The organism is Staphylococcus sp. GDY8P126P (assembly GCF_017891965.1).
Lineage (GTDB): Bacteria > Bacillota > Bacilli > Staphylococcales > Staphylococcaceae > Staphylococcus > Staphylococcus saprophyticus.
Window position 1 is genome coordinate 345,149 of record NZ_JAESKG010000001.1, and the last position, 13,454, is coordinate 358,602.

Annotated in this window: 14 protein-coding genes; 5 read left to right on the forward strand and 9 right to left on the reverse strand. The window is 33.4% G+C overall.

The window, feature by feature from the left end; genetic code table 11:
- Nucleotides 1-7: 7 nt before the first annotated feature.
- Together KA893_RS01695 and KA893_RS01700 are read right to left on the reverse strand one after the other, a co-directional pair.
- Nucleotides 8-943, reverse strand: coding sequence for a DHH family phosphoesterase (locus KA893_RS01695; RefSeq protein WP_002483042.1), 936 nt, complete (start codon nucleotides 941-943; stop codon nucleotides 8-10).
- Between the two features lie 29 nt (nucleotides 944-972).
- A complete protein-coding gene (locus tag KA893_RS01700) occupies nucleotides 973-2,265 on the reverse strand; it encodes a DRTGG domain-containing protein (RefSeq protein ID WP_002483041.1) in 1,293 nt (430 codons plus the stop codon).
- A gap of 224 nt (nucleotides 2,266-2,489) precedes the next feature.
- On the opposite strand from KA893_RS01700, the gene KA893_RS01705 reads away from it, so the two are divergent.
- Complete coding sequence (locus KA893_RS01705; protein WP_002483040.1) at nucleotides 2,490-2,903, forward strand: universal stress protein; 414 nt, start codon at nucleotides 2,490-2,492, stop codon at nucleotides 2,901-2,903.
- 72 nt (nucleotides 2,904-2,975) lie between these two features.
- On the opposite strand, the gene KA893_RS01710 is transcribed toward KA893_RS01705, so the two are convergent.
- Nucleotides 2,976-3,665, reverse strand: coding sequence for a metal-dependent hydrolase (locus KA893_RS01710; RefSeq protein WP_002483039.1), 690 nt, complete (start codon nucleotides 3,663-3,665; stop codon nucleotides 2,976-2,978).
- A 209-nt stretch (nucleotides 3,666-3,874) separates the two neighbouring features.
- Here KA893_RS01710 and KA893_RS01715 point away from each other — a divergent pair, with 209 nt between their 5' ends.
- Nucleotides 3,875-4,927 (forward strand): M24 family metallopeptidase, encoded by a 1,053-nt coding sequence (locus KA893_RS01715; protein WP_002483038.1) that lies wholly within the window; start codon nucleotides 3,875-3,877, stop codon nucleotides 4,925-4,927.
- Nucleotides 4,924-5,553, forward strand: coding sequence for a copper homeostasis protein CutC (locus tag KA893_RS01720; protein WP_002483037.1), 630 nt, complete (start codon nucleotides 4,924-4,926; stop codon nucleotides 5,551-5,553). Before KA893_RS01715 ends, KA893_RS01720 begins: the two co-directional genes overlap by 4 nt.
- A 107-nt stretch (nucleotides 5,554-5,660) precedes the next feature.
- Here the strand turns inward: KA893_RS01720 and ald are convergent, their stop codons facing one another.
- Nucleotides 5,661-6,776, reverse strand: coding sequence for an alanine dehydrogenase (ald, locus tag KA893_RS01725; protein ID WP_037538291.1), 1,116 nt, complete (start codon nucleotides 6,774-6,776; stop codon nucleotides 5,661-5,663).
- A gap of 142 nt (nucleotides 6,777-6,918) precedes the next feature.
- Between ald and KA893_RS01730 the strand changes: the two genes are divergently transcribed.
- Together KA893_RS01730 and KA893_RS01735 are read left to right on the forward strand one after the other, a co-directional pair.
- Nucleotides 6,919-7,422, forward strand: a complete 504-nt coding sequence (locus KA893_RS01730) for a universal stress protein (protein WP_002483035.1) — start codon at nucleotides 6,919-6,921, stop codon at nucleotides 7,420-7,422.
- 240 nt (nucleotides 7,423-7,662) lie between these two features.
- A complete protein-coding gene (locus KA893_RS01735; protein WP_210125542.1) occupies nucleotides 7,663-8,835 on the forward strand; it encodes an esterase-like activity of phytase family protein in 1,173 nt (390 codons plus the stop codon).
- 53 nt (nucleotides 8,836-8,888) lie between these two features.
- Here the strand turns inward: KA893_RS01735 and KA893_RS01740 are convergent, their stop codons facing one another.
- From KA893_RS01740 to sppA, 5 genes are all read right to left on the reverse strand, one after another.
- Nucleotides 8,889-10,088 (reverse strand): acetate kinase, encoded by a 1,200-nt coding sequence (locus KA893_RS01740; protein ID WP_037538289.1) that lies wholly within the window; start codon nucleotides 10,086-10,088, stop codon nucleotides 8,889-8,891.
- An 85-nt stretch (nucleotides 10,089-10,173) separates the two neighbouring features.
- Complete coding sequence (locus KA893_RS01745) at nucleotides 10,174-11,121, reverse strand: class I SAM-dependent methyltransferase (RefSeq protein WP_041080007.1); 948 nt, start codon at nucleotides 11,119-11,121, stop codon at nucleotides 10,174-10,176.
- A gap of 166 nt (nucleotides 11,122-11,287) precedes the next feature.
- Entirely contained in the window at nucleotides 11,288-11,782 is a 495-nt protein-coding gene (gene tpx, locus KA893_RS01750) for a thiol peroxidase (protein WP_002483031.1), read from the reverse strand.
- Between the two features lie 92 nt (nucleotides 11,783-11,874).
- Nucleotides 11,875-12,411, reverse strand: coding sequence for an RDD family protein (locus KA893_RS01755; RefSeq protein WP_002483030.1), 537 nt, complete (start codon nucleotides 12,409-12,411; stop codon nucleotides 11,875-11,877).
- A gap of 8 nt (nucleotides 12,412-12,419) precedes the next feature.
- Nucleotides 12,420-13,412, reverse strand: coding sequence for a signal peptide peptidase SppA (gene sppA, locus KA893_RS01760; RefSeq protein ID WP_011302894.1), 993 nt, complete (start codon nucleotides 13,410-13,412; stop codon nucleotides 12,420-12,422).
- Nucleotides 13,413-13,454 lie beyond the last annotated feature (42 nt).

Below are 13,454 nucleotides of genomic sequence, written 5' to 3' on the forward strand. Positions count from 1 at the left end.
CATCTTATTACAGTTTATTATTTAATGCTTCAGCGAGCGTTTCAAATTGAGCCCAATCTCTTACCGATACACCTGAAGCATTTGGATGACCGCCGCCACCAAAATCACTTGCAATGTCGTTGATAACAATACCTTTAGAACGAATGCGACATCTAATTTCTGTGCCCTCATCAACAGCAAACACCCAAATCTTCAACCCTTGTATATCAGCAATTGCATTTACAAATAATGAAGCTTGGTTCGCAGCAATGTCAAATTGTTCTAAAATTTCTTTAGTAATGGTAACTTTACAGAAACCTTTTTCATTTAAATCAAAATGTTGAAGCACATAACCTTGGAATGGTAACAATTTTGGATCCTTTTCACCCATTTTATTAAGTTCTTCATTATGATTAAAAGGAAATGTCAATAATTGACCCGCAACACCCATTGTATGTGATGTAGTGTTATTAAATAGGAATCTTCCTGTATCTCCTACAATGCCAAGATAAAGTACCCTCGCTACAGATGCATCAATGATGGGAATATCATTAAAATGACTGATGAAATCAAAAATAATTTCACTTGTTGAAGAAGCTTGATCGTTTACATAATTAATATCGCCATATTGATCAACTGCTGGATGATGATCAATTTTAACCAATAATCGTCCTTGATTAAATCTTTCATCACTAATACGTGGTGAATTAGCTGTGTCACAAACGATAACTAACGCTTCATTGTAAGTATCATCCGAGATTTCATCAAAAGTACCAATAAAATCTAATGACGGTTCTGTTTCGCCAACAGCAAATATCTTTTTATCCGGGAATTTGAGTTTCAAATAGTTCTTTAACCCTAATTGTGAGCCATATGCATCAGGGTCTGGTCTTACATGTCGATGTATAATAATTGTTTCTGAGTCATTAATTTCTTTCATGATTTCATTAAATTCTGTTGTCATCTTTATCTTCCTTTTTCGTTATATATTTATTAGTCTATCATTTGACAAATAATCATTGCTTTTGCTACGCGATGGCCGTCACTTGTCATTGTTACTTCTAGTTTTGAAAAATTGCGTCCTACATCTAACATATCATATTGTACATGTATTTCGGATTCTATTTGCACTGTTTTAATATACATAATATTTAAGATTTCTATCATAACTTCTAATTTCTTTAATTTTCTCATTTCATAACGTACTGTTTCTTCAATAATTGCTACAAATACTGATTTACTTAATGTTCCATATTGATTAGTTAATAATGGCGTGATTTGTACATGTATCCCATCATTTGAAATTGTAATATGTTTTGCAATTTGATCATTTATGGTTTCACCAACTTGTGGTTGTCTACTTAACAATTGCATCGCTGTTAACACATCTTTTCTAGTGATTACCCCTATGAGCTTTTTACTCGGAGTAGTCACCGGTAACAATTCAATGCCTTCCCAAATCATCATATGCGCACAGTTTGCCACAGTCGTTGACAATTGAACATTGATAGGTGATTTCGTCATAAATTGTGCAAGTGTGTCTTGGTTTTCCATTTTAATAATCTCTTTACTTGTTACAATACCTACTAATCTCCAATTTTCATCTATGACAGGAAATCTTGAATGGCCTGTCTCACGGGCTTTCGTTTTATAATCACTAAGACTCATATTATCAAATACAACCATGTCTTCAGTCACGGTTTTAACGATATCTTCTACAACCAAAATTTCTTTACGAATCATTTGGTTATACATCGCCCTATTTATAATATTGGCAACTAAATATGTATCATAATTGGAAGATAGAATTGGTAATTCATGCTCATCAGCATATTGAATGATTTCTTCTGATGTATTAAATCCTCCAGTAATTAATACCGCACTTCCTCTTTTAAGCGCTGCTAGTTGTACATCCTTACGATTTCCCACTATTAATAATGTATGTGGACTAACATATTTTACGACATCTTCAATTTCCATTGCACCAATCGCAAATTTTGTAAGTGTTTTTATCAGACCATTTCTACCACCTAAGACTTGACCATCTATAATTTTCACAATTTCTGCAAAAGTTAGTTGTTCAATCTGTTCACGTGATTTCTTTTCTATTCGTACTGTGCCTACTCTATCTATTGTAGCTACCAATCCAATTTGCCCGGCATCCTTAATAGCCCTGTATGCCGTTCCTTCAGATACACTTAAATCTTTTGCAATCTTTCTAACAGATATCTTTTGTCCAACTGCTAGAGATTCTATATATGATAAAATTTGTTCATGCTTTGTCATTTCAATAACCTCGTTTGTTTTGACAGTTTCTATGACATTATAACTTTTTATAACTAAAATTGCGATGTAACAAAACAAATTATCTTACGATTCCTAAAATCACAGTTTTTGTTCCATTAAATAATATAAAATTTTCTTTTTAGTAAATTAATATGTTAAATAGACAAATTTAATTGGCTTTATGAATAAAATTTTATTAAAATGAAGATAAGGAGGGATGAACAATGTTCAAAAATATTTTACTTGGTGTTGATACAACACTTAAAAATGAGAAAGCACTTGAAGAGGTTTCTAAACTTTCAGGTGAAGGTACTACAGTTACAATATTAAATGCAATTAGCGAGCAAGATGCACAAGCATCCATCAAATCTGGTGTTCATTTAGATAAGCTCGTACAAAAACGTAGTGAAGGTTTAGAAAGTACACGCAATAGCTTAGACGAGTATGGTATTAAATACGATGAGATTATTGTGCGCGGGAATGCGAAAGAACAATTGGTTAAAGAGGCTAATAGTGGAAAATATGAAATTGTTGTCCTCAGTAACCGAAAGGCTGAAGATAAGAAAAAATTTGTCTTAGGTAGTGTCAGTCATAAAGTTGCTAAAAGAGCTCACATCCCAGTATTAATCGTAAAATAATAAAACGCCTGAAGGACTTTAAAGTGCTTCAGGCGTTTTATTATATATTTAAATACACAGTTTATAAAGGGATTAGAATGAAACGTCTTCACCCGGTTTTAATATTTGTACTTCCCCTACAGATACTGCTTCTTTAAACTTATTTGGATCTTGTTCAATAAGTTCAAAAGTATCGTAGTGTATTGGAACTGAAATTTTCGGTTTAATAAACGAATTAATTGCATAGCTTGCATCGTCGATTCCCATAGTGAAATTGTCACCAATCGGAATAAAGCATACATCCACTGGATGACGATCTGCAATTAATTTCATATCGCTGAATAATCCTGTGTCACCAGTGTGATAAATCGTCTTACCTTCAATTTCTAAAATAAGACCCATTGGCATACCTAGGTATACTGGGACACCATTTTCATCAGTTAAACTTGAACTATGGAATGCTTGTACAAATTTCACATTACCAAAATCAAATTCTGCTTTCCCTCCAATATTCATTGGTCTAACATTTTCCACATTATGATAAGTAGTGAGATAATCACCTAATTCTGCTGAACCAATCACAGTAGCATGATTTCTATTAGCTAATTCTATTGTATCTCCAAAATGATCTCCGTGACCATGTGTTAATATAATATAATCAACTTTAAGTGTAGATGCATCTAAATCAGATTGTCCATTGCCTGTAATAAACGGATCTACAATAACCTTTTTACCATTTGCTTCAAAATAAATTGTTGATTGACCATGAAATGAAAGTTTCATTAATTAATTCCTCCCGTAAATATGTTTAGTCTTTATATACCACAAATCCCTCACGCTATAACACGGTAATTTAATTTACTGAGTGTTTTTCTTCTTAAATTTAAAAAATTTTCCTATGATATTGTTTTATTATCATATTTAACTTTTGAATTCCTTCATCAAGTAACATAAAATTAAATATGATTAACTATTTAGGAGGATGAATTAAAATGAAATCAGAACAGATTACCGAAGAATTAAAATCCCAACAGGCAGATGCTGCTTGGATAACAACACCTTTAAATATTTTTTATTTCACTGGTTATTTAAGTGATCCTCATGAACGTTTACTTGCATTACTAATTAAATCAAATGGTGAACAAGTATTGTTTTGCCCGCAATTAGAAGTTGAAGAAGTTCGCGCCTCTCCATTTAATGGTGAAGTTATCGGTTATTTAGACACAGAAAATGCTTTAGATAAATACGATATTAAATTCAATAAATTACTTGTTGAATCAGCACATTTAACATTACAACGTCAACGTGAACTTATTGACGCTTTTGGTGTACAAAGCTTTGGGGATATTGATCAAACAATCAAAACATTACGTAATATTAAAAGTGACTCAGAAATCGAAAAAATTAAAAAAGCTTGTGAACTTGCCGATAAATGTATCGAAATTGGTGTGAGTTTCTTAAAAGAAGGTGTCACTGAACGTCAAGTTGTCAATCATATTGAATATGAAATTAAAGCATATGGTGTAAATGAAATGAGTTTCGACACTATGGTATTATTTGGAGACCATGCTGCTTCCCCTCATGGCACACCAGGAGACCGCCAATTGAAAAAAGACGAGTTTGTCTTATTTGATTTAGGGGTTATTTATGAAAATTACTGCAGTGATATGACTAGAACGGTTAAATTTGGTACACCTGATGCTAAAGCACAAGAAATTTACGATGTTGTATTAAAAGCAGAAAAAGAAGCTATAGCAGCTATTAAACCTGGTGTAACGATTAAAGATGTAGATGATATTGCACGTAACATCATTACTGAAGCGGGTTATGGCGAATACTTTCCTCATCGTCTAGGACATGGCTTAGGCTTAGAAGAACATGAATATCAAGACGTTTCAAGTACAAATACAAATGAATTTAAAGCAGGCATGGTTATAACTGTTGAACCCGGTATTTATGTACCAGGTGTAGCTGGTGTAAGAATTGAGGATGACATCTTAGTTACTGAAAATGGTAATGAAAGTTTAACTGGTTACGAAAAATGATAAAAGAGGCCGTAGTAGAAACAATTCAGCAAGTTGAGCAAGCTGTTGCCAATGGTGCTAATCGAATTGAACTTTGCGATAATTTAAGTGTGGGTGGTACTACACCTAGTTTCGGCATGGTAGAAATTGCAACAGAAATATGCAAAGCTAACCACGTTGAGATTGCTGTTATGATTCGTCCACGTGGTGGTCATTTTGTTTATAACTTGTATGATTTCGAAATCATGCAACGTGACATAAAATCATTGAAACAATTAAGTGTAGATTATTTTGTCTTTGGTTGTTTAACTGAGGACTCAACTTTAAACGAATGGCAAATGAAGACCTTGAAAAATTTGGCCTCACCTACTCCAGTTGTATGTCATATGGCATTTGATGAAATTTACCTAGAAGGACAAATTAAGGCTTTACACCAATTAATTGATATAGGTTTTACACGTTTATTAACACATGGCGGACCGAGCGATACAAATCTGTTCGATAACTTAAATCAATTAGGTAAACTTGTAGTAAATTCAGGCGGTCACATCGAAATCATGCCTGGCGGCGGTCTGAATAAAGACAATCTTCCTGAACTTCTTGAAGCCTTTCCGTTCCAAGAAGTCCACGGTACTAAAATCGTTTAAATACTTCCCATATTTTCTTAATGACATTATCATTTTGACATAGCAAAATAAAAAACTGGCAAGTCTCAAGACTTGCCAGTTTTTTATTTAATAATTCATTACTTATATTATTTAAGTGCACTTTCGATATCTGTATAAGATAGGTTCAATGCTTCCGCTACGCCTTTGTTCGTCAACTCGCCATTAATTGTATTAAGTCCTAATGACAATGCATGGTTATCTTGTAAAGCCTTTAAATAGCCTTTACTTGCTAGTTGTTGGGCATATGGTAACGTTGCATTATTTAGAGCAATTGTAGATGTGCGTGGCACTGCACCAGGCATATTCGCAACAGCATAGTGTACGACGCCATGTTTTTTATATGTTGGGTCATCATGTGTGGAAATTCGATCCGTTGTTTCAAAAATACCACCTTGGTCAATTGCAATATCAACGATAACGGCTCCATCTCTCATTTCTTTGACCATATCTTCAGTTACAAGATTTGGTGCCTTAGCGCCTGGAATTAATACAGCACCAATAACTAAATCGCTATCTTTCACACTTTGTTCTATATTTAAAGGGTTAGACATGATTGTGTGGACACGTCCATCAAACAAATCTTCTAATTCTTGTAAACGTTTAGGATTAACATCTAAAATTGTAACATCAGCACCTAAACCAAGTGCAATTTTAGCAGCATTTGTTCCAGCTTGACCACCGCCAATGATAGACACGCGACCTTTTGATACGCCAGGTACACCACCAAGTAAAATGCCCATGCCACCTTTATATTTTTGTAAAAATTCAGCACCAATTTGTGCAGACATACGACCTGCAACCTCACTCATTGGTGTTAATAATGGTAATGTACGATCAGGCAATTGGACCGTTTCGTAAGCAATACCAACTACTTTATTTTCTAGTAAAGCTCGAGTTAATTTTTCTTCATTCGCTAGATGTAAATAAGTAAATAGAATTAGACCTTCTTTGAAATATTGAAACTCTTCTTCTAATGGTTCTTTCACTTTCATAACCATATCTACGTTCCATACTTCAGCTTGTTCGTTAACGATGCTTGCACCAGCTTCAGTATAGTCTACATCTTCAAAATACGAACCTAAGCCTGCAGATTTTTCAACAATGACAGTATGACCTTGTTCTACCAATGCATGTACACCACTTGGTGACAAACTCACTCTATTTTCATTGTTTTTAATCTCTTTCGGAATACCTATAATCATTTCATCCACCTCCAAATTTATAGTAACGCGTATTTTATGAAAGCGCAATCAAAGTTTAGAGTACTTTTACAACATCTAAATTATGTTAATATTCTGTAAACGGTGGTATAATATAAGTAAGAAAAATAAGGAGGTAATTACGATGCTAACTTATAAAAATATTTTAATAGCCGTCGATGGATCACATGAAGCTGAATGGGCCTTTAACAAAGCAGTGGATGTGGCAAAACGTAATGATGCAAAATTAACAGTGGTGAATGTCATTGATTCAAGAACATATTCTTCATATGAAGTGTATGATGCTCAATTTACTGAGAAGTCAAAAAATTTCTCAGACGATTTATTAAAAGGTTATAAAGAAGTTGCTACAAATGCTGGTGTGAAAAACGTTGAGACACGTTTAGAATTTGGTTCACCAAAAGCTATTATACCTAAAAAGCTAGCAACAGATGTAGATGCTGACTTAATTATGTGCGGTACTTCAGGGTTAAATGCCGTCGAAAGATTTATCGTTGGTTCAGTATCTGAAGCAATTGTTCGCCATTCTCCATGTGATGTGTTAGTGGTTCGTACAGAAGAACTTCCTGAAGATTTCCAACCTCAAGTTGCCACTGATGAGTTTAGATCTCAATATCAAGCTCACTAAATAGTTTTTAATTTATAGGGCTGATTGAACAAGATAATTACGAAAAGAGCTTGAGACGTTAATAGATGTCTCAAGCTTTTTTCAATTAAACAGTAGCTGTAAAGCCCCTCTCCTCATTTTAAATTTCAAAAAACTTCATTTCACTCACTACTTTACAATATAGTCATTGAAATTTTAATTTCATTTCACACCTATCCTTTATACTTAATTTAATACTTTTAAATTAAGGAGCATGTAAATATGAAAATGATTTATAAATCATTCGCAATAAGTTTATTAGCATTAACTACTTTGAGTCACACATATAATAGTCAAGTTAGTGCAAAGGCTAAAGTATCCGAACACGCAACACAATCCGTAGACGACCTTAGATTTATAGGTAGTCAAATTGTGCCATATAACACTCAATTCGATCATACAAAAGTTGGCGGTATTTCTGGAATTACCTATCAACCAACAACTCATCGTTGGTTATTAATAAGTGATGATCGTTCAGAACAAAATCCTTCTAGATTCTACGAAGCAAAACTAAACTATAACCAAAATCATTTTAATAAAATTAAGCTACAATCTATGCACTTTCTAAAACAGCCGAATGGTTCAAACTATACTAACAAGAACCATTACAAAGACAATCCACAAGATATCGTTGCTGATCCAGAATCTATTCGCTTCGACCCTTTATACAAACAAATCATGTATACAAGTGAAGGTGATCGTAGTTTAGGCCTAAATCCTTTTATCCGTTTAACTTCGTTACAGGGCGACTTTATTACAGAAATACCTATAAGCCACACACAAAAAATGGATCAACATGCAAAACATGGTTTCCGTAATAATCTCGCATTAGAAGGAAGTACATTTTCAGCAGATGGGCATTCTATTTGGACAGCAACAGAAGCGCCTTTAATACAAGATGGTAAATCCCCTACACCTACAACAGAGGGATTATCTCGCATCACACAATATGATAGACAAGGACGCTTATTAAACGAATATGCATATCGTTTAGATGCTATACCGAAATCACCTGGTAAGGGTAAGGAAGCTGAAAATGGCGTTTCTGAATTATTAGCAATTAACAATCATGAATTTTTAACTTTGGAACGCGCAAGTGTGCAATCTTCTGATAATTCATATCACAATTATGTACGCATTTATAAAATAAATACCGACCAAGCTACAGATATTAAAAATCAAGAGTCATTAAAGCAAACTAAGATTCACCCTGTAAAAAAAGAACTCATCGTTGATTTAAATAAAGAAGATATTGGTCACATAGATAATATCGAAGGTATTACATTTGGTAAACAATTACCAAATGGACACGACAGCATTGTTATAGTTGCTGACAATAATTTTAATAAGGCTCAAAAGCAACAATTTATGGCGTTTGAAGTTATTCCAAAATAACAAAAAAGGCATTTTCCGATTTTGGAAAATGCCTTTACTTATTTAAATATAATTTATTTAAGATCACCAAAATTGATAACGTCACGCGCAATCATAACTTCTTCATTTGTTGGAATAACGATAACTTTAACTGGTGAGTGTGGGTAGTTAATAAATGCTTCTTCACCATGAATGCTTTCATTTTTCTTAGCATCCCAATATACTCCCATAAATTCTAATCCTTCTAACACTTTAGCTCTTACAACATCAGAATTTTCACCAACGCCTGCTGTAAATACGATAACATCTACACCATGCATACGTGTCGCATAAGAACCGATATATTTGTGAATACGTGAAGCGAAGACATCGAGTGCTAATTGAGCTCTATCTTTGCCCTCTTCAGCTTCTCCTTGAATATCTCTTAAATCACTAGATGTACCAGAGATACCAAGTAATCCTGATTCCTTATTCAACGTATTTAAGACTTCTTCAGCATTCTTACCTGTTTTTTCCATGATAAACGGAATTAATGCAGGGTCAATGTTACCTGAACGTGTTCCCATTGTCACACCAGCTAAAGGTGTGAAGCCCATGGATGTATCTACAGATTCTCCACCATCGATAGCAGCTATAGAGGCACCATTACCAATATGACAAGAAATAAGACGTAATTCTTCAATTGGTTTACCTAAAATATCTGCTGCACGTTGAGAGACATATTTATGGCTCGTACCGTGGAAACCATATTTACGAATACCATAATCTTTATAATATTGATAAGGTAAACTATACAAGAACGATTTTTCAGGCATTGTTTGATGGAATGATGTATCAAACAATGCGACATGTGGAATTTCCGGTAATAATTTACGGAAAGCGCGGATACCCATTAAGTTAGCTGGGTTGTGTAAAGGTGCTAATTCACTTAAACTTTCAATTTGCTTTTCTACTTCATCAGTTATATAAACTGACTCTGGGAATAATTCGCCACCATGTACAACTCGGTGTCCAGTACCATTAATGTCATAAATACTATCAATGACACCATGTTTTTTGAAACTATCTAACATGATATTAACTGCTTCTTCGTGATCAGCAATATCATTTGTTTCTTTAATTTTATCCCCATTTACTTCAATAGTGAATACTGAATCTTTTAATCCAATACGTTCAACAAGTCCCTTAGTTACAATTTTTTCTTCCGGCATTTCAATAAGTTGAAATTTCAAAGATGAACTACCAGCATTTATAGCCAAAATCAATTTTGACATAAGCATAATGCCTCCATTTTCAAATAAGTTTTATATCCATTACTATTTAATCATTAATACAGTATGAATTCAAGAATATTACAGTTTAATTTTCAGGATGATTTTCTTGCATCCATGCATTTAAATCTTGTAAAAATGCTTGGAACTGTTGTGGGCTCTTGAAATCTGGTATATTTGCTAATAAAACTTCGACTGGTTTCGTCACATTCGTTTCTTTTTTCTGTAATACAAGGATAGATTTACGTGCTTTTTCATTTTTAAATAAGGTTGATGGTAAATTTAAGAATGCTTGCATTTCTGTCTCTGTAGCAATGAAATTTTGCAACTGTTTCACATTTTCACCTTCAAAAATATTGCTTGGAACAACTAAAAATGCATAACCAGATGCTTTCATAGCTGTAATAGCTTGCTCTATCAATAAGAAATGAGAATAACTGTGCCCTTCATCGAAACCAAGTGCCATTTCTTTACTTCTATCATCAACAGGATAGTATCCAATTGGTAAATCCCCGATTACAACGTCTGCGTCTTCGAAAGGTAAAGGCATAATTGCATCTTGAGGATAAACATCAAACGGTATTTCTAAAAAGTTAGCCAAATGGACACTTACTCTAGAAAGTACTGGATCTACTTCTACTAAGTGATGCATTAAAGTGTGATCTGAAAGCACCTCGTGTACCGAAGCACTTAAATGTCCAGCACCACTAGCAATATCTGCAATGTGCATTGACTCGTTATTTTTTAAGAATCGTTCAGCTAAAAAGCCTAAAATTAAGCCAATAGAATCTGGTGTAATTTGATGATTTGCTTGTATATCTTCTTTTTGCATTAGACTTAGATATGCAAACTGGAATGCTTTCCTTCTATCTTGCAATGTAGCTTGTTCTAATAACTCTCTCTTATTTGTATAAATATGCTCCATAGCAAGACCTAAATTTTCGATAAAACTTTGTCCGTTTCCATCATTTAAATCCTTTGCTTTTTCATCTAATGTTTTGAATAACTGCTCCATTACTGTTTCTTCTTGTGTCATTTAATAGTCCTTTCTAAAAAAACTGCCCATAATTTAATTGAAATCAAGCCAGTTTATACTAACTTATTTTACCAAATAATTATGGACAGTAATTTTTATAATGTCAATGATACTGTTTGCTTGTGCAACAATATATTTAACTTATTATATATATTGCAAAACGTAATTAAATATTACGATATGCTTCTAATGCTGATTCAAAGTCTGGGAAATCTGTACCTTCAGAAACAATCTCTGAATATACGACTTTATTATTTTTATCTAATACAAAAACGGAACGTGCAAGTAAACGTAATTCTTCCATTACGACACCATAGTTTTTACCAAAAGATAAGTCTTTATGGTCACTTAATGTAATCACGTTATCTAATCCGTTCGATGCACACCATCTTTTTTGTGCGAATGGTAAATCAACTGAAACAGTTAATACAACGCCATCTTCTTGTGAAGCTTCTTCGTTAAATTTACGCGTTTGTTGATCGCAAACACCTGTATCTATAGATGGTACAACACTAATTAATTTCTTTTGACCATCATAAGTTGATAAGTTTACTTCATTTAAATCATTATCTAGCAAAGTGAATTCTGGAGCTGTTTCACCTGTTTTCACTTGCGAACCTAATAAAGTAATTGGTTCTTGTTTGAATGTAATTTGCGCCATTAGAACGCCTCCTAAATTATAAATGTGTACTTCAATTATTATAACGCTTTAGAATTATGAATGATACTATTCTACCTGTAATAAGTGTTAATCTACTTTAAATAAAAAAATTTTTCAAATTTATTTTTTATGACCACCGTATCTGCGAAATAATCATGTATACCTCTATGCTTTTTAGTAAAAATTGTCACTAAATAAGGCAAGTTTGCAAATACACCGCTAATAATACGTCCAATCCATTCTCTAAACAGTACATCTGTCCACGTTAGCTGTTGTCTGTCCATGCGCTCTACTCTGATATTGCAAATCATTTTACCAAGTGTTTGTTTAAAATATTTTGTCATTAATACAAAATACAAATAAAATACTAATGCATCCAACAGATGACCCACACTAAAATAATCAATCCATAGTTTTACTGAATCTAAATTTGTGAAATGATAAATCGGTTTTAAGATCAAACTATGTACTCCGAAAATGATTAACAAATCTATTATGAAAGCACAAAATCTAATACCAAAACCAGCATATAAAGCTTTTAACATTTGTTCATGATACAGTGCATCTGTATCTATTTTTTGTGCACTATCTTTTGTATATTCTGAAACACTGTCTTGTATGTTTTCCATAATTTCACCTAACCTTCGTAAAGATACATAGGTTCAGTTTTAGTATCATTTGTAATGATTGATTTCACATCTTTGATTTCATTTGTAAACTGAGAAATGCTTGATTTCACATTATACATTGATGAGAACCAACCACCGTCTGTGCTATATTCAAACACTTCTGCGTCCTTAGCATTAATATCTTTTTTCAATGCTTTGACAGTTTGATCTTCGTAACCAATTTCGTCAATCAGACCATTACTTTTCGCTTGTTGCGCGCTATAAATTCGACCATCTGCCAGCTTTCTAACTTTACTTTCTGGCATATCTCGACCGTCTTTTACAATATTAACAAATCTATTGAAGCTATCATCTAAAACAGATTGTAAGATATCTCTTTCTTCGCTTGTCATTTCTCTTGAACTGCTTAAAATATCTTTATGTTCACCTGATTTGATTACGTTTTGTTTGATACCTAAATTCTTTTGTAATCCTGAGTAATCGATACTAGACATAATCACTCCGATTGAACCAGTCATTGTTTGTGGACCTGCATAAATCTTATCTGCAGGTGCTGAAATATAATATCCACCTGACGCAGCCATGCTATCCATATGGACATAAATCTTTTTATGTTTTTGTTTAATTTCTTTTATCTTTTCATATATTTCATCACTTGGATATGTACCACCACCGGGTGTATTGACCGTTAACAGCACACCTTTTATAGAATCATCTTTTTTCACATTATCCAACTGTTTTAAAAATGCTTCATGGTTATATCCTTCACCACCGAACAGGCCACCACCAGTACCTTCAGTAATTTCACCATTTAATGTTAGATGAGCGATACGTTTGCTGGAATTACCTTCTTTTTCTACTTTCTCTGTAAAAGGATTCGTATCAGATGTAGTTGATTCACTAAATAAAGATGAAACAACAGCTGAAATAGAACTCATTATTATACCACCTAGAACGATCACAACTGCAAGTATTAAGGCGATAATACGCTTTTTCGACATTCATCGTCACTCCCATATATTTTCTATTGATTCCTTCTTCAT